The organism is uncultured Pseudophaeobacter sp. (assembly GCA_905479575.1).
Classification (GTDB): Bacteria; Pseudomonadota; Alphaproteobacteria; order Rhodobacterales; family Rhodobacteraceae; genus Pseudophaeobacter.
In genome coordinates, this window is record CAJQNB010000029.1 from 19830 (window position 1) to 41061 (window position 21232).

A 21232-nucleotide genomic window follows, 5' to 3' on the forward strand; every position below is an offset into this window, starting at 1 on the left:
AACCAGGAGACTCTAGATCCATGAGCACCAAATTCGTATTGCGCAGCAGCGCGGCTGTCGCCGCAGCTTTGCTCGCAGCCCCGGCATTTGCGGGCCCCACCTACACCAATGACAACGGCGGCAGCTTCCGCTAGTATGGTCAGTTTAACCCATCCTTCCAGTCTTTCGACGATGGCGTCGAAGAGTACAACCGCCTGTCTGACAACTCCTCGTCGAACTCGCGGATCGGTTTCTGGGTTGAACAAGCCTTTGGCGAGAACACCCTGAAGTTCCGTTTCGAAACGGCCTTTGGTTTCCGCGCCTCCGATGGCACTGACCAGACCTCCAAAGGGGATGTTACCAGCTGGAGCCGCACCAACCTGCGTCACGTTGATCTGCAGTTTGAAACCGCAAAATACGGTACCTTCTCGGCTGGTCAGGGTTCGATGGCCTCTGACGGCATCACCGGCGCAGACTACTCTGGAACCGGTCTTGGCGCCAACGCGTCGATCGCTGACATCGGCGGTGGTTACCTGTTCCGCGATGGTGCCGGTAACCTGACCGGCGTGTCCGTGGGCGATGTTACTGCGACATACGACGGTCCGCGTCTGGGTCGTGTGCGCTATGACAGCACCAACTATGGCGGTTTCACCTTCTCGGCTTCCTACGGGACCGATATTTTGAAAACCAACAACGACCGCGAAACCTACGACGTTGCGGTTCGCTACAGCAATGATGAGCTGGGCGCCTTTGCTCTGGACGCAGGGCTTGCTGCGGCCTGGACCGAGGAAACCGGCAAGCAGGACAGCCGTGACATCTCTGGCTCTGTTGCGCTTTTGCACAAAGACACAGGTATCTCCCTGGCGTTGGCTGCGGGTGAACGCGATATCGCTGGCACCTACACCTATGCCAAGCTGGGCTATTCCGCTGATCTGATCGCAGCAGGCAAAACCTCCTTCTCGGTGGATTACTATGATGGCTCCGATCAGGTAACAGCAGGCGATTCTTCTGAATCCTGGGGGATTGCTGCGGTTCAAAAAATCGACCGTTTCAACGTGGAAACCTACATTGCCTACCGCGATTACTCCTACGCGGATACTTCAGCCACCGCCTATCAGGATGCAAATGTGATCCTGGCCGGCGCTCGCTGGAAGTTCTGAAGACAGATTTTCCCCTCGGGTCTTCAGCTCGGTTTTCAAAACAACACGCACGTCCCCTTGCTGGGGGCGTGTTTTTTTGTGGGAAGATAAAAAAATTCCTAACGAATTGCGCCTTTGAGAGGGGGAAACCGGCAATGGCTCTTGCACCGCGCCGCCAGTAACAATAGAAGGCCACAAATTGTCTGGGGGCGGTGCCTGCGCACGCGCTCCGAATCTCTATGGGGTATAACATGCAGGTCACCGAGACGCTGAACGAAGGTCTGAAACGCGGCTACGCCATCACGGTTACGGCGGCCGAGCTGGACGCCAAGGTCAATGAAAAGCTGGTCGAAGCCCAGCCGGAAATCGAAATGAAAGGTTTCCGCAAAGGCAAGGTGCCTATGGCGCTGCTGAAAAAGCAGTTTGGCCAGCGCATGATCGGCGAAGCCATGCAGGAAACCATCGATGGTGCCATGAACGAGCACTTCGAAAAAACCGGTGACCGTCCCGCGATGCAGCCCGACGTCAAGATGACCAATGAAGATTGGAAAGAAGGCGACGACGTTGCCGTTGATATGTCCTATGAAGCGCTGCCAGAAATTCCTGAGGTCGACCTGTCTGGTGTGACCCTTGAAAAGCTGGTTGTGAAAGCCGAAGACGAAGCTGTCACCGAAGCGCTGGAAAACCTGGCTGAAAACGCCCAGGAATTCGAAGCCCGCGATGAAGCAGCGGCTTCTGAGGACGGCGACCAGGTTGTCATCGACTTCCTGGGCAAGGTTGACGGCGAAGCCTTTGAAGGCGGTGCGGCTGACGATTACCCACTGGTTCTGGGCTCCAATTCCTTCATCCCTGGCTTTGAAGAGCAGCTGGTTGGCGTCAAGGCTGGCGACGAAAAAGACGTCTCCGTGACCTTCCCCGAAGAGTATCAGGCCGAGCACCTGGCGGGCAAAGAAGCCGTGTTCTCTTGCACCATCAAAGAGGTCAAGGCGCCTAAAGCGGCCGAGATCAACGACGAGATGGCCAAGAAATTCGGCGCCGAAGATCTGGAGGCTCTGAAGGGTCAGATCCGCGAGCGTCTCGAATCTGAATATGCCGGTGCAGCCCGTGCTGTGATGAAACGCGCCACCCTGGACAAACTGGACGAGCTGGTCACCTTTGATCTGCCTCCGTCGCTGGTCGAAGCCGAAGCCAAGCAGATCTCGCATCAGCTGTGGCACGAGGATCACCCAGAGGTCGAGGGCCACGATCACGGCGAAATCGAAACCACCGAAGAGCACACCACCCTGGCTGAGCGTCGCGTTCGTCTCGGCCTGCTGCTGGCAGAGCTGGGCCAAAAAGCCGAGGTCGAAGTGACCGATGCGGAAATGACCCAGGCCATCATGGCACAGGCCCGTCAGTACCCTGGTCAGGAACGTCAGTTCTTTGAATTCATCCAGCAGAACGCTCAGATGCAGCAGCAGCTGCGCGCGCCTTTGTTTGAAGACAAAGTCATCGACCACCTGTTTGATCAGGCCACCGTTGCTGAAAAAGAAGTCTCCAAAGAGGAACTTCAAAAAGCTGTCGAGGCGCTGGAAGAAGAATAAACTCAATCCTTTTGAGTATTACGGGGTCGCCTTTTGGGCGGCCCTTTTTTGTTTTAAAATAATGGAACTGTTTGATGTTTCGGATTTTGGGCTCATGCTAATTTCGTAATAGAAAAATATCTTCACAACCCTTGCGGTAAATAAGACTATCGTAATTCTTTTATCCGATCGTGAATCCCATATTGATTCACACGGGATGAAACGATGGTTGCTAGTTCTGCGAAGAGATTGCGGAGATTTTCTCCTGCCAATGCGAAGACCAAAACAAAGGTCATGTCTGTGGCATTGTTTCCTTTGGCTCTCATTGCTGCAGTAGGCGCATTGGCGGTTTATGATCTGCAACGCATGGAAGAGACCTCTCATAAGGTCGATCATTCGCAGCAAATTATGGACCAGGTTGCGACCCTCAACGCAGCGGCGTTTGAGATGGAGGCAGGCCTGCGCGGTTATGAGTTGGCGGGTCAAGAACGCTATCTGGAACCCTATGAAAAAGGTTCGGCCGAGACCTTTGCCGCCCTTGAGGAACTGTCTGTATCCGTCCGTGACGATCCCGCGATGGCAGAGCGTTTAAGCGAGGCTGAAAACACACTGCGCGCCTGGCAGTCCGATGTTGCTGAACAGGCCATCAACCTGCGACGTGACATTGGCGATGCCATGACCATGAATGACATGGCCTCAGAGGTTAAGACGGCCAAGGGGACAGTGTTCTTCGAGGCGTTTCGCTCTGAAATCGAACAATTCATCGAAGAGGAAGAGGTTCGTCTGGCTGATCGCCGTCAGGTTTTTATGACCATGGTTAAAACTGGCATTGCCAGCCCAGATTTCATGAACAGTTCGCTGATTGCCGTTGAACAGGCCCATTCAATCATCAGTGAGGCCAAGGATCTCTTGGCGGTTGCTGTGGATATGGAATCCAGCATGCGCGGCTATCTGTTGACCGGAGAAAAGGCTTCTCTGGAGCCGTATAACATCGGCATCGAGACTTTTGATCGCTTGGTCGCCAGCCTGACTGAGAAATCCAGTGAGAGCCTGATGCAGGAGATCCGCATCACCAAATTGGCAAAGATCATAGCGGATTGGCGTCAACAGGCGGTTGAGCCCCTGCTGGCGCTGCGCCGTGAAATTGGCGATGCCAAGACCATGGATGATATGGCTGATTTTGTAGCCGAGGGGCGCGGTGCTGCCTATTTTGCAGAGTTTTCCGAAATCATGGCTTCTTTCGAAGCAGAGGTACTTACCACGATGCGGGCGCGACAGGCTGAAAATGCTGAAATTTCAGCGCTGACCCAAACCATGATTCCTGCAGCGATTTTTGTGGCCATTCTGCTGGGCGGTGCCTTTGCCTTGATCGTGGGCGGCAGCCTGGCCCGCGCGGTCAATCGCATTACGGTGTCGATGAAAGGTCTGGCCGATGGGAACAACACGGTCGAGATCCAGGGGCAGGATCGCGGTGACGAGATTGGCCAGATGGCCCGGGCGCTGGATGTTTTCCGCGATGCGCTGGTCGAAATGCAGGCTCTGGAGAAGAAAAAGGCCGAAGGCCGTGATGCAGAGCTGAACCAGATGGTAGAGCACCTGAGCCGGGTGTTGTCGCAGCTGTCGGATGGCAATCTTATGGTACAGATTGAGGAGCAGTTCCCAGAGGGATATGAAAAGCTGCGCGGTGATTTCAATCAGACTGTCATTACCCTAAAGAGCATCGTTGGAGACGTTATGGCCACCTCCAGCAGTATCGGTAATGGCGCCGTTGAGATCAGCCAGGCCTCGACGGACCTGTCCCATCGCACCGAGAGTCAGGCGGCAACCCTGGAAGAAACCGCGGCTGCCTTGGATGAGCTGACACAGTCGGTGAAATCCGCCGCCGAAGGGGCAAAAGCGGTCGAACAGACCATGGAGGCGGCCCGCGTCGAGGCTGAAAGCAGCGATGTTGTGGTTCAAAAAGCGGTCGCGGCGATGACCAAAATCGAAAGCTCCTCTCAAAGCATTGCGCAGATTATTTCTGTGATTGATGACATCGCCTTTCAGACCAATCTGCTGGCGCTGAATGCCGGGGTGGAAGCCGCACGTGCTGGTGAGGCGGGGCGTGGGTTTGCCGTGGTGGCGAGCGAAGTACGTGCCTTGGCTCAGCGGTCTTCGGCTGCAGCGATGGAAATCAAAACGCTTATAGAAGACAGCGGCAAACAGGTCGGTGAGGGCGTGGATCTGGTGGGGCAGGCGGGCGACGCGCTGCAAACCATCGTTGAACAGGTGAGCCGGATCTCGACACAGCTTTCCGATATTGCCGAAGGTGCCGTCGAACAGTCCACAGGGCTTAACGAGATCAATACTGGCATGATTCAGCTTGATCAGGTGACGCAGCAAAATGCCGCGATGGTGGAAGAGGCCACAGCGGCCAGTATTCTGCTCAAAACCGATGCGGGAAAACTCGCTGATTTGATGGGGAATTTTCAGATCTCGCATCAACCCCGCTCCTTGGGTGCGGACGCCAGCCCTGCGGGTGCAGTGGCAACTGCGCTGCGGGATGTTGAGCCGACAGAGAGCTGGGACAGTGTCGCCGAGGTCGCGCCGATGATGGCTGCAACCGGGACGGATGGCATCCGGGCGTAGGGCGGTTGCTGATATCCAGGATTGCACCTGATAAATAATAAGGGCCCGCCAGATCTGCGGGCCCTTTTCTATTTTGTTTACTGGCGGGGTCAGCCGCCCGGACGGTCGACCCTACTAGAGGTCAATGCGGAAGCGGGCAAAACCATCGGGACCGTCGCCTGCGGCTGACAGCGTGACACCCTGAACATCCTTGGCATAGTCGCTTGCTTTGGGGCCGGTATCGAACAGAACACTGGTGCCGGGCAGGGGCGCAAAGCTCCAGTTGGCATCGGCGCGGGGGCTAATGGTGCCCTTCTCCACAATGTAGCGCACAATCACATCGCGGTTGGTGTCAGGCCCTTCAAAGACGATGGTGTCCCCCATAGCGCCGGGGAAATCGCCGCCGCCGCCGGCACGGTAGTTGTTGGTGGCAATGATGAACTTGGCCGCTGGATCGATTGGCGCGCCGTTGAAGGTCAGGTTGACGATACGATTGGCTTCCGGGTTCTGCAGAACGCCCTTGCTGCTGAATTTTGACGGCTGGCTCAGGTCGATCTGGTAGCGCACCCCGTCCATCACATCAAAATTGTAGCTTGGGAAGTCAGGGTTGAGCAGGATCTGGTCTGCCTTGCCCGGCTCTACCTGATTGAACATGCCGGCCGAACGCTCCAGCCAGTCCTTGACCTGGGCGCCGGTCACCAGAACCGCGCGGGCGGTGTTGGGGTAAAGATATAGGTCCGAGACATTCTTGATCGCCACATCGCCTTTTGGCACATCGGTGAAATACTCAGGCCCGCCACGGCCACCGGCCTTGAACGGGGCTGCGGCTGATAGAATTGGCAGGCCTTCGTATTTGGTGCCCCTTAGCATCTGGGCGATGTACCAGCTTTGTGCAATCGACACGATCTGCACCGAAGGGTCATCAGCAACCAGGGCAAAATAGCTATGCAGCGGCGCATCGGTTTTCCCCACCGCGCGGCGCACATAGGCCAGGGTTTCCTCGTGCTGCTGGGCGACAGAGGCCAGCACCTGTGCGTCGCTTTCCGCCAGCGCGGTGATCGAGCGATCCTCATTCCGTTTGGAAATAGGGCGGGCCTCAGCGGCATGGCCGACGACGCGCCAGCCACCTGCGTCGCGTTCCAGCATCAAATCAATCAGCCCCAGGTGGCTGCCCCAATAGCCGCCCATGGTGGCGGGTTTGCCCTGCAGGGTGCCTTTGGCCACGTCGATACCATCCAGCCCGTCATATTTGGAGGAGGGAAACACCAGATGGCTATGGCCGGTCATGATGGCGTCAATGCCGTCCACACCAGCCAGCACCAATGAGGCATTCTCCATGCCGTCACGTTCCTGCCCCGCGCCAATGCCAGAGTGGGACAGCGCAATGATGATATCGGCGCCTTTCTCCTTCATTTCCGGCACATAGGCACGGGCGGCCTGCAGGATATCACGGGCCTGGACATTGCCTTCCAGATGGCGGCGATCCCAGTTCATCACCTGCGGCGGCACAAAGCCAATGAGGCCAATTTTGATCGCATGTTTAGCGCCCGCGCCATCGGTCAGTTCGCGGTCCATCAGCACATAGGGGGGCAGTAGGGTTTTATCGTCACGCGGGCCAGCCCCGGTTTCTTTGGCAATATTGGCGCAGACCACCGGGAACTGCGCTCCGGCAAGGGATTTCATTAGGAAATCAAGGCCATAGTTGAACTCGTGATTGCCTAGTGTCGAGGCGTCAAAGCCCACGGTATTCATCGCGGCAATCACTGGATGCAGATCGCCTTCGCGCATTCCGCGTTCATAGGCGATGTAGTCCCCCATCGGGTTGCCCTGCAAGAAATCGCCATTGTCCAGCAACAGCGCATTGGTGGCCTCTGCCCGGATGTCATTGACGATCGAGGCGGTGCGGGCCAGACCTACCGTATCGCGGGGTTTGTCGGCGTAATAATCATACGGAAAGACATGCACATGCAGGTCGGTGGTTTCCATCAATCGCAGATGCACCTGGTTCGAGGCGGCCTGCAGAGAAAACGGGTGCAGCGCGATGAAGCCGGCGCTGCCAGCGAGAAAAGACCGGCGGTCAAGTGAGATCGGCATGAAGAAACTCCCAGTGTCAGTTTGCAGCGTAGCTATCCGGTAACGATAACAGCAAAATGACAGGAGTCCCGGCGAATTTGAGCCACAGCACCGACCACAGCTTGTTGAACTGGGAGGCGGGTTATTTCACCAATCCGGTCTCTTTCAACATGCCGCGCCGTTTCGCCTCGTAGTAGTAGCCGCGCGAATAGTGTTTGACCGCAGTATCAAAACTGCCATCCGACAAGAGCCAGGCGCCGCGCAGGTATTTCACCGAATACTCAAGGTTTGTATCCGCATCCAGCAAGTCCTTCGGCGCGCCGGAAAACCCCATGGAACGTGCGGTGGCCGGCAGGATCTGCAACAGGCCATAGTAGGGGCGGTTGATGGCCTTGGGGCGATGGGTGCTTTCGCGGATTGCCAGGCGATGTACCAGGGCGCGCGGAACCTCATAGTGGTCTGCCCAATGGTTGATGCTTTGCCGCAGTTGCGGTGTTTCATTGGGGTAAAGCGGCGGGGTGATTTGGGTTTGTGCCCCACCTGGTTTGACCGGGCTGCAGGCTGTGGATGCCAGCGGCACGGCCAAGCTCAGCAAAAGAACCATAGTCTTGCCGCTGTTTCTGAATGTCATCATGCAGAGAAATCCACCAGTTGAATTATAGTGTCGGGGCATCGGGGCATCCTAGGCATTCCTTTGGGAAAGGAAAGAAAGCCCCGCCTGGATCGGCGGGAACTTACTCATTCAGACGCGGGGCGGGGTTAGCCGATTACGGGATGGTCCCGGTTCTGCATGCAGCGAATGATCATCTCGCGTTGCTTTTCTTCCTTGTCCATTGTGCCTTCTGCGGCGCCGATCAGCCCGCCAATGGCGGCTCCGGCAATGGCATCCTCGTGGGATTCCCCGGCGCCGGTTGCGGCACCAATCAAAGCGCCGATCATGGCCCCTTCTGATGTCAGCTCATTGTCGTATCGCATCGCGATTTGGCGGCAATCCACCAGATCACTGTTGTAGCTGGCTGAGATCGGGCCACTGGTGCGCAGCGGTTGCGCGGCCGGCGACAGGCCGCAGGCGCTCACGCCTAGGCCCAGCGCCGTGACGGCGGCGGTCAGGATCAGTTTTGGGGTTACAAATTTGTCGGTCATTACCAGAGTCCTTGTTTGAAATTCAGCAGCAGGTTGCCTGCTGTTGCGATCGGCCTGGAACATAGGAGGGAATTTTTAATCTGCAACAATAAATTTCTGTAAAACAATAAAAAGTACTAGTTAAACAAAAAACTCTTGCCATCGACGGTGTCGGCTGCGATGACCGCAAGACAGGACGGAGATAGGAAGGGAAAGCCGATGGCCTTGGTCGCACGAATACTGATGGGGGTGACCAGCGCTCTGATGGTGGCCTATATGGTGCTGATCTGTAGCCTGGTGATGATCGGAAACTATGACGAGATCTGGGAGCTGGCAGATTTCCCGCCGCAGGATTTTGCCCCGTCGTCGATTGGCATCGCTCTTGGATTGTTTTTTGCTGTCGTTGTGGTTGGCGGACTGCTGATGACCTTTTGGCAATCACATCTGTTGCTGAAACTGGGGCGTACGCATCTGTTTCGCGCCTTGGCGCACCGGCTGCGTCTTTGCGGTGTTGGTCTGACCCTGATGTGGGTGGGGCTCTATGCCTTTATGAACCTGGTGCCGCTGACCCTGTCGATGGGACGTGTCGCACCTGATCTTATGGACATTGAATGGTCCCCGTTTGAGATCGAAACAGTGTTTCTGGTTCTTGCCGCGGTGATGGTTGCCTTGTCAGAGACCTTGACACGCGCCGCAGAGATTGAAGACGAAAATAACCAGTTCCTATAAGGGGATAGGCATGCCGATCCGTGTGAACCTTGATATGATGCTGGTCCGTCGCAAAGTGAAATCCCGGGAACTGGCCGCCGCGGTTGGCATCACCGAGGCCAATCTGTCCCTGCTCAAATCCGGCAAGGTCAAGGGCGTGCGCTTTGCAACGCTGGATGCGATCTGCCAGTTTCTGGAGTGCCAGCCCGGCGACATTCTGGAATATCTGCCGGAAGAGGACAGTTAGGCCACCTGCCTTCGAAGAGCGGCCACTCTGGGCGAGGGGCTGGGAATGGCGTGCTTCTGCGGCAGGCGCCGATCAACTGCTCTGATCCCCTAGCCCGTTACGGGGTGACCGCGCTGCTGCATACATTGGACCAGGTAGTTGCGCTGCGCCTGCTTGACCTCGGCATCGCCAATCGCAGCTCCAACGGCCGCCCCGACGACGGCCCCTGCCAGTGCCTTGTCGTGGCCTTCAAGCGCACCGCCCAGAGCGCCACCTGTTCCGACGATGGCTGCGGTCTTGCCGATATGGCCCTGGCCAACACGGCGGGCCTCGGCGCGGCACTGGGCCTCATCATTGGCATACCCACTTGGCAGAGCGCCACTGACCTGCAGCGGTGCCTCCAGCGGAACGGTGTCGCAGGCGGAGACTGCCAGGACAAGTAAACCACCACAAAGACCCGTCAAAATTCGGCTATTCATCTGCTTTGCTCCCCAAAATCCAAAGGTGACACCGCCCCAGCGTAGGGCGCAGCAGTGGATTGAGCCAGCCCAAAAGAAAAAAGGCCATACCGCAGGGGCATGGCCTTTTCTAATTGATGTCTGATCAAAGAGTTGATCAGGTTGCAGACTCTTCGTCAGCGGCCGCTGCGGGGGCATCGCCCTCGTCATCGTCGTCAGATGCGGCAGAACCGATATCGTCAAACAGTTCAGAGATTTCGAATTCAGCAGCAGCTTCCTCTTCGGCAGCGAGCTCCTGGATCGATTTACCAGAGGCCTGCAGCTCAGCTTCTTCGGCCGAACGGGCTACGTTCAGTTTGATCTGAGCTTCGACTTCTGGGTGCAGTTTGACCAAAACGGTGTGCAGGCCGAGGTCTTTGATCGGATCGATCAGAACAACCTGCTTTTTGTCGACCGAGAACCCGGCTTCGCTGGCGGCATCGGCGGCGTCGCGAGTGGTGACAGAACCGTAAAGCGAACCGGCATCCGAAGCGGAGCGAATCACGACGAACTGCTGACCGTCCAGCTTTTCAGCCAGAGCGGCGGCTTCTGCTTTGGTTTCCAGATTGCGTGCTTCCAGCTGCGCTTTCTGTTCTTCAAAGGCGGCCAGGTTGGCTTCCGATGCGACCTTGGCTTTCGCCTGGGGCAGCAGGAAGTTGCGGGCAAACCCGGGTTTGACGTCTACAACGTCGCCCATCTGGCCCAGCTTGGCCACACGTTCAAGAAGGATAACTTGCATTGCTCAGGTCTCCTTACTTAACAGCATAGGGCAGCAGGGCGAGGAAGCGGGCGCGCTTGATAGCACGGGCCAGTTCACGCTGCTTCTTTGCCGAAACGGCGGTGATACGCGAAGGTACGATCTTGCCACGCTCAGAGATGTAGCGCTGCAGAAGACGGGTGTCTTTGTAATCGATCTTTGGCGCGTTGTCGCCCGAGAAGGGGCAGACTTTACGACGGCGGAAAAATGGTTTGGCTGCCATGGTTTAGCGTCCTTTTCTCAAGCTAGATCAGCGGCGCTCGCGACGGGTGTCGCGTTCGTCACGTTTCTGCATCTGGACCGAAGGTCCTTCGGCGTGCTCGTCGACCTTGATGGTCAGAACGCGCATCACGTCATCATGCAGGCGCATCAGGCGTTCCATTTCCTGAACAGCCGCTGCAGGTGCATCGGTGCGCAGGAAGGCATAGTGGCCCTTGCGGTTTTTGTTGATCTTGTAGGCCATCGTTTTGACGCCCCAGTATTCACTGTCAACGAGCTTACCTTCGTTGTCAGCCAATACGGCACCAAAATGTTCGACGAGACCTTCAGCTTGCGAGTTGGACAGATCCTGACGCGCAATCATAACATGCTCATAGAGGGGCATGCGAACTCCAGTTTGTTTCAAGGCGCATTTCATAGACCGGGCGGTTGAGCCTTCCGCTGCCCTGTCACGAGAGTCTGCGCGGATCGAATGTGTCGCGGAAGGATGGCCTCATATAGCTGCTTTGACGCAAAGAGCAAGGTGAAATAGGTCACAAAGACATCTCAGGCGGGCAACATCAGCTGCTGCGGCAATTGCAGGGCTGGGTGAGATGCTGTTTTACCGAATACGTCGACCAAAAGATAAGGGAAATCAACAATTCCCATCTCTCGCCCCATTGTCGCCCCATTCCTCGCGTCAAGCTTGGTTAATAAAACGTTAATCCGCACCGAGTTGGTGACGGTTCAGCAGATTGAGGCATATAATGAGCATTTCCAGCCAGGCCCCGCTCCCCTATGGGCACCAGTACCGTTCCAGATTTATGGGCAACGCGCGCACCGCTGGAAACCTGGCGACGGCGATGCCACTGGTTTTGAGCTTTGAGGCAAATTGGGGAGTGCGTATCTTTATGCTGCGTGGTCTGGGACTTGCCACACTGGTCAGTGCCAGCGGGCTGTGGCTGTTTCCAAGCAATGTTGCCGATCCTGAACTGAGCCTGCTGAAGGTTGGTGTTTCGGTATTGTTTTGTGTGCTCGGCCTGGTGTTGATGACCACCCGTAACCAGAACCAGCCGCCAGAGGCCTGTTTTGATCCGGTGCGCCGTGAGTTGCGGGTGCTGCGCTGCGACGCCCATGGGCAGCCCAAAACGGTTCTGCGCCGCAGCTACGATACCATTGGCGGTGCCCGGTTGAATGACGGAGCAGTGCAATTGTTTGAAAATGACGGCAGCCTACTGATCGAGATTCCCCTTGGCAGCACGGCGGCGCGCAGTCAATTGCGCGACCAGCTGAGCGGCGCGGTGCAATTGTTCAATTGATTTGTTCACGCCTGCGTGAGCAGATATGATATCTTCCTCCGGGAAACCTTGATAAATATGGGGCTCTGCGTCACCGCGCAGGGCCTTTGTTCTTTTCTCAACAGATGATGTTGGAAAATGCCGGTTTCAATTTGGCTGCCCAGACCACAGGTTAAGCTCACAAGTTTTGACCACACTGAAACACTACTCTTCACCAACGGAGCGAAAACTAATGAAAAAGATCCTTGCTGCTGCAGCACTTGTCGGCCTGAGCACAACCGCAGCCTTTGCTGCCCCCGAGAAATATGTCCTGGACTCCAGCCACAGCCAGATCGTGTTCAGCTACAACCACCTCGGGTTCTCGACCGGCGTTGGGATGTTCTCGGGCTTTGAAGGCGAGATCATGTTTGATCAGGAAGACCCTGCAAACTCCAGTGTTTCCGTTTCCATGCCGCTGAACTCCATGTTGACCGGCTGGCAGGCGCGGTTTGATCACTTCATGTCCGCCGATTTCTTTGGCGCCGAGGGCGACGAGCAGATCACCTTCACCTCCAGCAAGATTGAAGTGACAGGCGACACCACAGCTCACATCACCGGCGATCTGACCCTGAATGGCGTCACCAAATCCGTGGTTCTGGACGCAACCCTGAACCAGGTTGGCGATCACCCAATGGCAGGTAAGCCCTGGGCTGGTTTTGATGCCACCACCACGCTGGTGCGGTCTGACTATGGCCTCGGCAAATTTGCGCCATATGTAGGCGATGAAGTCTCTGTGCAGATCTCTGTTGAAGCGATGAAAGCTGAGTAACAGCTGTTTCCCTGCTGAAAGCAATGACATGAAGGCGCCGCTTCCCCGAGGGAGGCGGCGTTTTTTATGTGAGAAACCCTGGTGGCACTCAAAGGCTGCTGTGGCGTCGATTGACGATAAAGCCAGCGGGTCGTTCTGTGATGTCAAACCCCTGATCCTGCAGACCAGGAGAGAGTGCGTTGAATTCGGCGGTTGAGAGTGCGAGGCCCTGTATCTGGATGTCCGCAACCTTTGGGTGGTGATCTTCGATATCCCACAGCACCCGCAACAGGCTGTCTTCGGGGCGCTCGTCGTTCTTCAGATAAAAGACGGCGCTTCCTTGCGCGAGGGTGCTTTGCTGCGCGAACCACATGGCGTTTGCGACTGAGTAAACAAGTCAGAGCGGGCCAGTCCATTTGCTCGTGTGGTTAATATCATAGGAGATGCAGGCCAACATCCCGTCAGGATGGCGCCGACATGGCAGGCGGTCGAGGCGTGCCAAGCCCCCAATCCATAAAACAGTACCGATGGGCCAGGCCACGATCCGTAAAACGGAAAACCTCCCCAGGTTTCCCCGGAGAGGTTTGCTGCGTGGTGTGAGTGGTGGTTTAAGAGTGGGGCGCGGCGTTAGTTGGTCTGTTGGGCTGTGAGGGAAATATCCAGAACAACCTCAAAGCCCAGAGTGCCCTCGTCCTGGGTGCCCGCTCCGATGTCAAAATCAAGCCGGTTCACCACAGTCTGGCCCTGCATCTGAGCCGTGTCGCCATCGATTTGCAGGGTGAAGGGCAGGGTTAGGGGTTGTGTCTTGTCACGGATCGTCAGCTCTCCAACCGCTTGGTATCCGGTCTCCAGCTTTTCCAGCTGAGCCTCAAACCGGGCCTTTGGGTATGTGGCGCTGTCAAAATAGTCCGCGCCCATGGCCTGATCTGTGACGGTGCCCAGGGTGAGTGAGGTAATGTCGATTTCAACCGCGACCTGGCCTGCGGGGCCTGGGGCATCCGGATTGTCAAAGGTGATATCTGCCTGCCAGTTGGCAAAGGAGCCGCTGACGCTGCTGCCCATTTGTTGAATGGTCAGGGCGAGTTTTCCGTCCTGCACGGTCCAGTTGCCTGTGCCGTTGCTGGCCTGGTTTTCACTTTGCGCCCCGGCCTGAGCCGCAGGGCTTGCCTCGGCGTGGCTGTGGCCATCGTGATCATGCGGTGTGCTCTGCGCCAGCATGACGCCACCGGTCAGGACCGCCGCCCAGATCACTGCTGCGATAGCTGCAGGAACTAGACTGTGCTTCTGCGCCGGTGGTGTTGGCAGGTCGCCGGAGTTGGGCAACATGCGGCGCAGGGTTGCGTCGCGGTCGATCACCACATGCTTCAGCGCGCCCGCTACATGCAGGCCAAAGGTGACCATCAGCGTCTTGGTTGAAATCCAATGCAGCGCGCCAAACAGAGCTGCGCTGGCATCAGACTTGGCCACAAAAGGCAGCTCCTGGCCAAAGGGCCACCAGATAGGGGCAAACCCGGTGCTGGCGGCATGGTGGATCCAGCCGGTCAGAGGGGTCGCCACCATGGCGCCGTAAAGAACCCAGTGCACGACCTCTGCGGCCAGGGCTTCGGGTTTGTTTTCAGGGTGCAACAGCCCCGGTTTGGGCTGGGACAGCGCCCAGACTATGCGGGCCAGCCCGGTAAAGAAGGCAGCAACGCCGATGGTCTTGTGGATGGAGAACAGCAGCACGGCACGCGACAGGGTCTCGGCAGAGCCATCAAAGCTGGGGCTTTGAATGTCATGGGCCAGATCGTTGGCAATCAGGCCCATCAGAAAGGCGGAAATCAGCAGGAGCGCTGTGAGCCAATGGAAGCTCTTGGTGACGCTGCCATAGCTGGAGGTGGTGTTTTGGGCTGGCACTGGGTTGGTTCCTTGAACAGGTGCGTTGCTGTTACTTTAGTCTTGCATCAGATCCATGCAATGGGGGGCTCTGTCCACCTGCGAACAGAGTTTGTGCAACAGAGTCTGTGCATAGGGACCGCTGGCGCAGGATCCTGCGGCGCCGAGTGCCAATCTGGCCGCCACCAAGGGGCCAGTTTCGGTGGGGTGGGATCGCGGCGGAACTGGGAACTGGGGTCAGTTCTCTTGTGCGTTGGGTCGGCTGCGTCTAAACCGGGGAAAACGATAGCGAAGGAAGTGACCCTTAATGACGATCGCATTTGTATTTCCGGGGCAGGGCGCCCAGGCCATTGGAATGGGCCAGGCATTGGCAGAGACTTATCCGGCCGCAAAGGCTGTCTTTGATGAGGTCGATGCGGCGCTTGGTGAAAATCTCAGCAAGTTGATCTGGGAGGGCGACATCGAGACCCTGACCCTGACCCAGAACGCCCAACCAGCCCTGATGGCGACCTCTTTGGCGGCCATGCGGGCGCTGCAGGCCGAAGGTATTGCAATTGATCATGCGGGTTTTGTCGCCGGGCATTCGCTGGGGGAATATTCGGCGCTGGCCGCAGCCGGAGCGATTTCCATCGCAGATACCGCGCGCCTGCTACGGACCCGGGGCGAAGCCATGCAAAGCGCCGTTCCGGTAGGCATTGGTGCCATGGCTGCCCTTCTGGGGCTGGATTTTGCCACCGTAAAAGAGGTGGCTGCCGAGGCTGCAGCCGAGGGCGAAGTGGTCCAGGCGGCCAATGACAATGACCCCACTCAGGTGGTTGTCTCCGGTCACAAGGCCGCCGTGGAACGGGCCGCAGAAATTGCCAAGACCCGTGGTGCCAAACGCGCAGTGATGCTGCCGGTCTCGGCGCCGTTTCACTGTGCGCTGATGCAGCCCGCCGCGGATGTGATGGCAGAGGCCCTGGCAGCGGTTGAAATCAAAGCCCCCGCCGTGCCGCTGATCGCCAATGTGCGCGCAGATGAAGTGAGCGACCCGGCTGAAATCCGCCAGCTGTTGGTGGAACAGGTCACCGGTTCGGTGCGCTGGCGTGAAAGCGTTCAGGCCATGGCCGCCAAAGGCGTGACAGAATTTTGGGAAATTGGCTCTGGCAAGGCCCTGTCCGGCATGATCCGCAAGATCGACCGCAGCCTGACCTGCCGCCAGTTTGGCACGCCTGAGGCGGTTGCAGCCGTCACAGAGGCCTGATCCCCACGCGCGTAAATGCGGTGCAACCGGGGCCGAGCGCGGCTCTGATGGTCCTGCACACGGAAATAAAGGAAGAGTTATGTTTGATTTGACTGGTAAGACGGCCCTGATCACCGGGGCATCGGGTGGTATTGGTGGCGACATCGCCCGTAGCCTGCATGCAGCGGGTGCGACCGTTGCGCTGTCTGGCACCCGCGAGGCCCCGCTGCAGGAACTGGCAGCTGAGCTTGGCGAGCGCGCCCATGTGCTGACCTGCAACCTGAGCGATCCAGAGGCGGTGGAGGCACTGCCCAAACAGGCTGCCGCCGCCATGGGCAGCGTTGATATTTTGGTGAATAACGCCGGGATCACCAAAGACAATCTGTTTATGCGGATGAAAGATGAGGAGTGGCAAAGCGTGTTGGACGTGAACCTGACCTCGACCATGCGCCTGTGTCGTGGGGTGATGCGCGGTATGATGAAAGCCCGCTGGGGCCGGATCATCAACATCTCTTCGATTGTGGGCGCCACCGGTAACCCTGGGCAAGGCAATTATGCTGCCTCCAAGGCCGGGATGATCGGCATGTCGAAATCCATCGCTTATGAGGTCGCCAATCGCGGCATCACGGTGAATGCGGTAGCACCTGGGTTTATTGCCACTGCGATGACCGAAAAACTGACGGATGCGCAGAAAGACGCCATCCTGACACAGATTCCTGCCGCGCGGATGGGAGATTCGAAAGAAATCGCCGCAGCGGTGCTGTATCTGGCCAGCCCCGAGGCTGCCTATGTCACCGGAACCACCCTGCATGTGAACGGCGGCATGGCGATGCTGTAGGCGGGTTTGGCTTTGATAATTCCTCGGCTTGCTGCAAAAAACATTGCAGAATCGAGGTAATCGAAGCACAAAACACACTAGAACTTTGTAAATATCGTATTGATTTCAACAGGGTTTTAGAAATCTTCGGTGCCGCCCCTTGTCCTTGGGGCAGGGCGGCGCCATCTGCTCGACTTGGGCGGCCAAAACCGTGCATAGACTGGAACCGCAGATGCAGCGAAACCATTTGCCTCTGCGCTGGTCTGTGCTATAGGCGGCCCATATTCGTCCTGACGTTTTCCTCGCAAGGGAAAGCGATCAGGCAGCTCTCGTTTGTGAGAGCAGAACCGCCCGCATTGGGCAAAACCATGCCACCCCAAGCGGGTAAGGGCAAAAACCGGGCAGACTGCCCTGAAGAACGAGGAAATGACATGAGCGACGTCGCAGACCGCGTAAAAAAGATCGTTGTAGAGCACCTGGGTGTTGAAGAAGAAAAAGTGACCGAAAACGCGTCCTTCATCGACGATTTGGGTGCTGACAGCCTCGACACCGTTGAGCTGGTCATGGCATTTGAAGAAGAGTTTGGCATCGAGATCCCTGATGATGCGGCCGAAACCATCCAGACATTTGGCGACGCTGTGAAGTTCATCACCGAAGCTTCCTAAGTCCCGCTCACAGTAATGTGATTATCGAAACGGCGTTTTCCACCTGGGAAGCGCCGTTTTGCGTCTCGCAGCCCTTACCGTTCTGAGGAAGGTTGCCCCTACACCGCTATGATATGTGTTATCATGCAAAGGCTGAGCAACGAGGAGGGGATTGAGGATGCAAATTTATCCAACAATGGAGCTGCTGGACGGGCACTGTGTGACCTTGGAAAAGGGGCGCCTGGACGAGCCCCAAATCTGGCACGTGGATCCTATTGAAAAAGCCAGGGAATTCGCCGCCTCCGGGGCGGAGTGGATGCATCTGACTGATTTCAACGCTGTCAAAGGCGACGATCAAAACAGCGACCTGGTTAAGGAAATTATCCGCACCGCGGGTATTCCGGTGCAATTGGGCGGCGGCATGCGCAGCCGGGACAGCGTCGAAGCCTGGATCGACCAAGGCGCTGGTCGTGTTGTGGTTGGAACGCTGGCGGCGCTGGATCCTACTTTGGTGTGCGAGTTGGCCAAACAACATCCCGATCAAATTGTTCTGGCAGTCGATATCTGGCAGGGGCAGGTTATGACCGAAGGCTGGCTGAAAGCCGGCGCTTTTGAGCCGGAAACCTATATTGCTGCCTTTGGCACCGCCCCCTTTGCTGGAATCATTGTCACCGATATCGACAGCGATATGTCTGATATCGAGGCGCAATTGGGATTGATCTCAGGCTTGGCGTCTGTGGCTCACTCTCCAGTGATCGCAAGTGGCGTTGTGCGCAGTGCGGACGATATTTCCCGTCTGAACTACATCCCCAATATTGCCGGTGCCCTGGTCGGGCGGGCCCTGTTCCGCAAATCCCTGAGCTTGGAGGACGCCCTTGCGATGGCGCAGCCTCAGGGCGAGCAAGTCGCTGAATTCATTTGACCTAAAATGGAGGCCCCTGTCGTCCCCTCCCCGGGGGGTCGAACAAGGGGCGACCAGCACAGAGGGCTGTCCTGAGCCGGATACATTTGGCTCAAGGGCAGTCGGCCCCGATTGTGGTGGCAGCCGGAAACCCTGCGATTTGGGGCGGGCTGAGTGGCGAGCTTTCACCACTTTTTGGTTTCCCCTGCCTGAGGGTGCTATTGGCGCACTTGCACCCCTAGGGCAATCCAAGCTATCTGGTTGCGAATTGCCGAGGCAGAGGAGATCAAGGAATGCGTCGAGTCGTTGTAACTGGGTTGGGATTGGTGACACCATTGGCAACCGGAGTTGAAGAGACCTGGTCGAGCCTGTTGGACGGCCAATCTGGCGCCGGACCGATCACTCTGTTTGACGCAGAGGCCAGTGGTGTCGCCACCACCTATGCCTGCGAAGTCTCTCGCGGTGACGGCACAAACGGCACCTTTAATCCGGATGACTGGGTGATCAAGAAAGATCAGAAAAAGATCGATGACTTTATCCTCTATGGTATCGCTGCTGCTGAGATGGCGGTGCGCGATGCGGATTGGACACCGGAAGACACCGAAAGCCTGGAACGCACTGGCGTGATGATCGGCTCTGGCATCGGCGGGTTGAGCTCGATCGCGGATACTGCGGTGATGATCAAGGAAAAGGGTCCGCGCCGGGTCTCTCCTTTCTTTATTCCAGGCGCGCTGATCAACCTGATTTCTGGCCAGGTCTCAATTCGCTTTGGCTTCAAAGGTCCCAACCATTCGGTTGTGACGGCCTGCTCAACCGGGGCCCATGCCATTGGCGATGCGGCCCGGCTGATCAAATCTGGCGATGCCGATGTGATGATTGCAGGCGGCGCCGAAGCCGCCATTTGCGAAATTGGCATTGCTGGCTTTAACGCCTGTAAGGCCTTGTCGACCAAACGGGCAGATGACCCCAAATCGGCGTCGCGCCCCTATGACGCCGATCGTGACGGGTTTGTCATGGGCGAAGGTGCCGGTGTTGTGGTGCTGGAAGACTACGACCATGCCGTGGCCCGAGGCGCCAAAATCTATGCCGAGGTCCTGGGCTATGGCCTGTCGGGCGATGCCTACCATATCACTGCCCCCTCCGAAACCGGCGAGGGCGGCGAGCGCTCCATGCGCGCGGCGTTGAAAAATGCCGGGCTTGAGCCCAAAGACGTTGATTACATCAACGCTCACGGCACCTCGACCATGGCCGACACGATTGAGCTGGGCGCGGTTGAGCGGATGCTGGGGGATCACGCGGGCAATGTCACCATGTCCTCGACCAAATCCTCCACCGGCCACCTTTTGGGCGCGGCTGGCGCAATTGAGGCGATCTTCTCGATCCTGGCGATTCGCGATCAGGTTGCACCGCCCACCATCAACCTGGACAATCAGGCGGTTGAAACCCCTATTGATTTGGCACCAAATGCCAAGCGCGCACGCAAGATTGACGTGGCCCTGTCCAATTCCTTTGGCTTTGGCGGAACCAATGCCTCGGTTGTCTTTGGGAAGCCTAAATAAATGTGGCGCAGCCTGGCTTCGAATATGCTGACCGTCCTGGTGGTGCTGCTGTTCCTTTTGGGCGGTGTCATCCTCTGGGGTAAGTCGCAATACACCGCGCAAGGGCCGCTGGAGACAGCGATCTGTCTGCAGGTGCGCCCTGGGTCAAACATGACCCGGGTCAGCGCCGAGCTGGAACAGCAGGGGGCGGTAAGCTCTGGCGTGTTGTTCCGGGTCAGCGCCAAATACACCGAGAAGTCGAACCAACTCAAAGCTGGTAGCTTTCTTGTCCGTCCGGGGACCTCGATGGAGCGTATTCTCGATCAGATCACCATTGGCGGCGCCAGCACTTGCGGCACGGAGGTGGTGTACCGTGTAGGCGTGACCCGCCTGCGGGCCGAGGTGCGTGAACTGGACCCGGCCTCCGGGAAATTTGTCGAACGGGCTGATTTTGAGCTCGGCGCGGACGATGTGCCGGCAATCTTTACCGAGTTGAAATCCGCCACAGATACTCGTTTCCGGGTTGCCTTGGCCGAGGGTGTGACCAGTTGGCAGGTGGTGAATGCCCTGCAAAACATCGACATTCTTAGTGGTGACCCAGGCGAGCGTCCCGCAGAAGGCATGTTGGCACCTGACAGCTATGAAATTGTCAAAGGGCAGCCCCGCGACGAGATCCTGGCACAGATGCAGGACCGCCAGGAGCTGCTGATCGCGGCCGCCTGGGAAAACCGCAGCGAGGATGCGGCGGTTGAAACCCCTGAGGAAATGCTGATCCTTGCCTCGATCATCGAAAAAGAAACCGGCATCGCAGAAGAGCGCGGCCAGGTGGCCAGCGTCTTTACCAATCGTTTGAACCGGGGCATGCGCCTGCAAACGGATCCCACCGTGATCTATGGCGTCACCAAGGGCGAAGGCGTGCTGGGCCGGGGCTTGCGTCAAAGCGAACTGCGCAAGGTAACGCCTTGGAATACTTACGTCATTGAAGGGTTGCCCCCAACACCTATCGCCAACCCTGGCCGCGCGAGCCTGTTGGCGGCGGTGAACCCGACCGAGACCGATTTCCTGTTCTTTGTGGCCGATGGTTCTGGTGGCCATGCCTTTGCTGAGACGCTGCAACAGCACAATCGCAACGTTGTGAAATGGCGCGAGATCGAAGCGCAGCGTAACAACAACTGATTGACCACCGCGCCAAGGTCTGAATGATCTTTGACCCCGCCCTCATCATCTGATGGGGGCGGGTTTGCTTTGCTCAGGGGCAGTGATCCGCGTCGGTTTGTTAATG

21 protein-coding genes and 1 pseudogene are annotated in these 21232 nt (G+C 57.4%); 13 read left to right on the top strand and 9 right to left on the bottom strand.

The window, feature by feature from the left end; genetic code table 11:
* Window positions 1–20: 20 nt before the first annotated feature.
* From QZ268_RS09250 to QZ268_RS09260, 3 genes and pseudogenes are all read left to right on the top strand, one after another.
* Window positions 21–1139 (top strand): annotated as a pseudogene (locus tag QZ268_RS09250) (porin).
* Between the two features lie 230 nt (window positions 1140–1369).
* Window positions 1370–2701 carry a trigger factor gene (gene tig / locus QZ268_RS09255; protein WP_295451387.1) on the top strand — a complete coding sequence of 444 codons (1332 nt, stop codon included), beginning with the start codon at window positions 1370–1372 and terminating at the stop codon, window positions 2699–2701.
* A 273-nt stretch (window positions 2702–2974) separates the two neighbouring features.
* The gene (locus QZ268_RS09260; RefSeq protein ID WP_295451390.1) at window positions 2975–5308 is read left to right on the top strand and encodes a CHASE3 domain-containing protein; all 2334 of its coding nucleotides are present in this window, start codon (window positions 2975–2977) and stop codon (window positions 5306–5308) included.
* Window positions 5309–5422: 114 nt separating this feature from the next.
* On the opposite strand, the gene QZ268_RS09265 is transcribed toward QZ268_RS09260, so the two are convergent.
* From QZ268_RS09265 to QZ268_RS09275, 3 genes are all read right to left on the bottom strand, one after another.
* Window positions 5423–7381 carry a bifunctional 2',3'-cyclic-nucleotide 2'-phosphodiesterase/3'-nucleotidase gene (locus tag QZ268_RS09265; protein WP_295451394.1) on the bottom strand — a complete coding sequence of 653 codons (1959 nt, stop codon included), beginning with the start codon at window positions 7379–7381 and terminating at the stop codon, window positions 5423–5425.
* A 121-nt stretch (window positions 7382–7502) separates the two neighbouring features.
* Entirely contained in the window at window positions 7503–7991 is a 489-nt protein-coding gene (locus tag QZ268_RS09270; RefSeq protein ID WP_295451525.1) for a lytic transglycosylase domain-containing protein, read from the bottom strand.
* 128 nt (window positions 7992–8119) lie between these two features.
* Window positions 8120–8503: a glycine zipper domain-containing protein gene (locus QZ268_RS09275; protein WP_295451396.1), complete on the bottom strand. Its 384-nt coding sequence runs from the start codon at window positions 8501–8503 to the stop codon at window positions 8120–8122.
* A 198-nt stretch (window positions 8504–8701) separates the two neighbouring features.
* Here QZ268_RS09275 and QZ268_RS09280 point away from each other — a divergent pair, with 198 nt between their 5' ends.
* Complete coding sequence (locus QZ268_RS09280) at window positions 8702–9211, top strand: hypothetical protein (protein ID WP_295451399.1); 510 nt, start codon at window positions 8702–8704, stop codon at window positions 9209–9211.
* A gap of 10 nt (window positions 9212–9221) precedes the next feature.
* Window positions 9222–9437, top strand: coding sequence for a helix-turn-helix transcriptional regulator (locus QZ268_RS09285; protein WP_295451402.1), 216 nt, complete (start codon window positions 9222–9224; stop codon window positions 9435–9437).
* An 89-nt stretch (window positions 9438–9526) separates the two neighbouring features.
* Here QZ268_RS09285 and QZ268_RS09290 read toward each other — a convergent pair whose 3' ends face one another.
* The 4 genes from QZ268_RS09290 to rpsF all read right to left on the bottom strand — a co-directional run bounded on the left by QZ268_RS09290 (window position 9527) and on the right by rpsF (window position 11274).
* A complete protein-coding gene (locus QZ268_RS09290) occupies window positions 9527–9895 on the bottom strand; it encodes a hypothetical protein (protein WP_295451405.1) in 369 nt (122 codons plus the stop codon).
* Window positions 9896–10031: 136 nt separating this feature from the next.
* Window positions 10032–10652 (bottom strand): 50S ribosomal protein L9, encoded by a 621-nt coding sequence (rplI, locus tag QZ268_RS09295; RefSeq protein ID WP_295451407.1) that lies wholly within the window; start codon window positions 10650–10652, stop codon window positions 10032–10034.
* 13 nt (window positions 10653–10665) lie between these two features.
* A complete protein-coding gene (gene rpsR, locus QZ268_RS09300) occupies window positions 10666–10893 on the bottom strand; it encodes a 30S ribosomal protein S18 (RefSeq protein ID WP_005982441.1) in 228 nt (75 codons plus the stop codon).
* Window positions 10894–10920: 27 nt separating this feature from the next.
* On the bottom strand, window positions 10921–11274 hold the full coding sequence (gene rpsF, locus QZ268_RS09305) for a 30S ribosomal protein S6 (RefSeq protein WP_295451411.1): 354 nt from the start codon (window positions 11272–11274) through the stop codon (window positions 10921–10923).
* Between the two features lie 361 nt (window positions 11275–11635).
* Here rpsF and QZ268_RS09310 point away from each other — a divergent pair, with 361 nt between their 5' ends.
* The gene (locus QZ268_RS09310; RefSeq protein WP_295451413.1) at window positions 11636–12187 is read left to right on the top strand and encodes a DUF5708 family protein; all 552 of its coding nucleotides are present in this window, start codon (window positions 11636–11638) and stop codon (window positions 12185–12187) included.
* Window positions 12188–12398: 211 nt separating this feature from the next.
* Window positions 12399–12974 (top strand): YceI family protein, encoded by a 576-nt coding sequence (locus QZ268_RS09315; protein ID WP_295451415.1) that lies wholly within the window; start codon window positions 12399–12401, stop codon window positions 12972–12974.
* A gap of 88 nt (window positions 12975–13062) precedes the next feature.
* Here the strand turns inward: QZ268_RS09315 and QZ268_RS09320 are convergent, their stop codons facing one another.
* Window positions 13063–13326, bottom strand: a complete 264-nt coding sequence (locus QZ268_RS09320) for a hypothetical protein (RefSeq protein ID WP_295451417.1) — start codon at window positions 13324–13326, stop codon at window positions 13063–13065.
* Window positions 13327–13580: 254 nt separating this feature from the next.
* On the bottom strand, window positions 13581–14849 hold the full coding sequence (locus QZ268_RS09325) for a cytochrome b/b6 domain-containing protein (RefSeq protein ID WP_295451419.1): 1269 nt from the start codon (window positions 14847–14849) through the stop codon (window positions 13581–13583).
* A 286-nt stretch (window positions 14850–15135) separates the two neighbouring features.
* Here QZ268_RS09325 and fabD point away from each other — a divergent pair, with 286 nt between their 5' ends.
* The 6 genes from fabD to mltG all read left to right on the top strand — a co-directional run bounded on the left by fabD (window position 15136) and on the right by mltG (window position 21126).
* Complete coding sequence (gene fabD, locus QZ268_RS09330) at window positions 15136–16071, top strand: ACP S-malonyltransferase (protein ID WP_295451421.1); 936 nt, start codon at window positions 15136–15138, stop codon at window positions 16069–16071.
* 79 nt (window positions 16072–16150) lie between these two features.
* Window positions 16151–16888, top strand: coding sequence for a 3-oxoacyl-[acyl-carrier-protein] reductase (fabG, locus tag QZ268_RS09335; RefSeq protein ID WP_295451423.1), 738 nt, complete (start codon window positions 16151–16153; stop codon window positions 16886–16888).
* A gap of 410 nt (window positions 16889–17298) precedes the next feature.
* On the top strand, window positions 17299–17532 hold the full coding sequence (locus QZ268_RS09340) for an acyl carrier protein (RefSeq protein ID WP_009808171.1): 234 nt from the start codon (window positions 17299–17301) through the stop codon (window positions 17530–17532).
* 157 nt (window positions 17533–17689) lie between these two features.
* Window positions 17690–18433 carry a 1-(5-phosphoribosyl)-5-[(5-phosphoribosylamino)methylideneamino] imidazole-4-carboxamide isomerase gene (locus QZ268_RS09345; RefSeq protein WP_295451426.1) on the top strand — a complete coding sequence of 248 codons (744 nt, stop codon included), beginning with the start codon at window positions 17690–17692 and terminating at the stop codon, window positions 18431–18433.
* A 272-nt stretch (window positions 18434–18705) separates the two neighbouring features.
* Complete coding sequence (fabF, locus tag QZ268_RS09350) at window positions 18706–19971, top strand: beta-ketoacyl-ACP synthase II (protein ID WP_295451428.1); 1266 nt, start codon at window positions 18706–18708, stop codon at window positions 19969–19971.
* Entirely contained in the window at window positions 19972–21126 is a 1155-nt protein-coding gene (mltG, locus tag QZ268_RS09355) for an endolytic transglycosylase MltG (protein WP_295451430.1), read from the top strand.
* Window positions 21127–21232: the final 106 nt, after the last annotated feature.

Excerpts from the sequence above, each read along its gene's own strand:
- tig (WP_295451387.1), top strand. The coding sequence starts at position 1,370 with ATGCAGGTCACCGAGACGCTGAACGAAGGTCTGAAACGCGGCTACGCC.
- QZ268_RS09260 (WP_295451390.1), top strand. The coding sequence starts at position 2,975 with ATGTCTGTGGCATTGTTTCCTTTGGCTCTCATTGCTGCAGTAGGCGCA.
- QZ268_RS09265 (WP_295451394.1), bottom strand. The coding sequence starts at position 7,381 with ATGCCGATCTCACTTGACCGCCGGTCTTTTCTCGCTGGCAGCGCCGGC.
- QZ268_RS09270 (WP_295451525.1), bottom strand. The coding sequence starts at position 7,991 with ATGACATTCAGAAACAGCGGCAAGACTATGGTTCTTTTGCTGAGCTTG.
- QZ268_RS09275 (WP_295451396.1), bottom strand. The coding sequence starts at position 8,503 with ATGACCGACAAATTTGTAACCCCAAAACTGATCCTGACCGCCGCCGTC.
- QZ268_RS09280 (WP_295451399.1), top strand. The coding sequence starts at position 8,702 with ATGGCCTTGGTCGCACGAATACTGATGGGGGTGACCAGCGCTCTGATG.
- QZ268_RS09285 (WP_295451402.1), top strand. The coding sequence starts at position 9,222 with ATGCCGATCCGTGTGAACCTTGATATGATGCTGGTCCGTCGCAAAGTG.
- QZ268_RS09290 (WP_295451405.1), bottom strand. The coding sequence starts at position 9,895 with ATGAATAGCCGAATTTTGACGGGTCTTTGTGGTGGTTTACTTGTCCTG.
- rplI (WP_295451407.1), bottom strand. The coding sequence starts at position 10,652 with ATGCAAGTTATCCTTCTTGAACGTGTGGCCAAGCTGGGCCAGATGGGC.
- rpsR (WP_005982441.1), bottom strand. The coding sequence starts at position 10,893 with ATGGCAGCCAAACCATTTTTCCGCCGTCGTAAAGTCTGCCCCTTCTCG.
- rpsF (WP_295451411.1), bottom strand. The coding sequence starts at position 11,274 with ATGCCCCTCTATGAGCATGTTATGATTGCGCGTCAGGATCTGTCCAAC.
- QZ268_RS09310 (WP_295451413.1), top strand. The coding sequence starts at position 11,636 with ATGAGCATTTCCAGCCAGGCCCCGCTCCCCTATGGGCACCAGTACCGT.
- QZ268_RS09315 (WP_295451415.1), top strand. The coding sequence starts at position 12,399 with ATGAAAAAGATCCTTGCTGCTGCAGCACTTGTCGGCCTGAGCACAACC.
- QZ268_RS09320 (WP_295451417.1), bottom strand. The coding sequence starts at position 13,326 with ATGTGGTTCGCGCAGCAAAGCACCCTCGCGCAAGGAAGCGCCGTCTTT.
- fabD (WP_295451421.1), top strand. The coding sequence starts at position 15,136 with ATGACGATCGCATTTGTATTTCCGGGGCAGGGCGCCCAGGCCATTGGA.
- fabG (WP_295451423.1), top strand. The coding sequence starts at position 16,151 with ATGTTTGATTTGACTGGTAAGACGGCCCTGATCACCGGGGCATCGGGT.
- QZ268_RS09340 (WP_009808171.1), top strand. The coding sequence starts at position 17,299 with ATGAGCGACGTCGCAGACCGCGTAAAAAAGATCGTTGTAGAGCACCTG.
- QZ268_RS09345 (WP_295451426.1), top strand. The coding sequence starts at position 17,690 with ATGCAAATTTATCCAACAATGGAGCTGCTGGACGGGCACTGTGTGACC.
- fabF (WP_295451428.1), top strand. The coding sequence starts at position 18,706 with ATGCGTCGAGTCGTTGTAACTGGGTTGGGATTGGTGACACCATTGGCA.
- mltG (WP_295451430.1), top strand. The coding sequence starts at position 19,972 with ATGTGGCGCAGCCTGGCTTCGAATATGCTGACCGTCCTGGTGGTGCTG.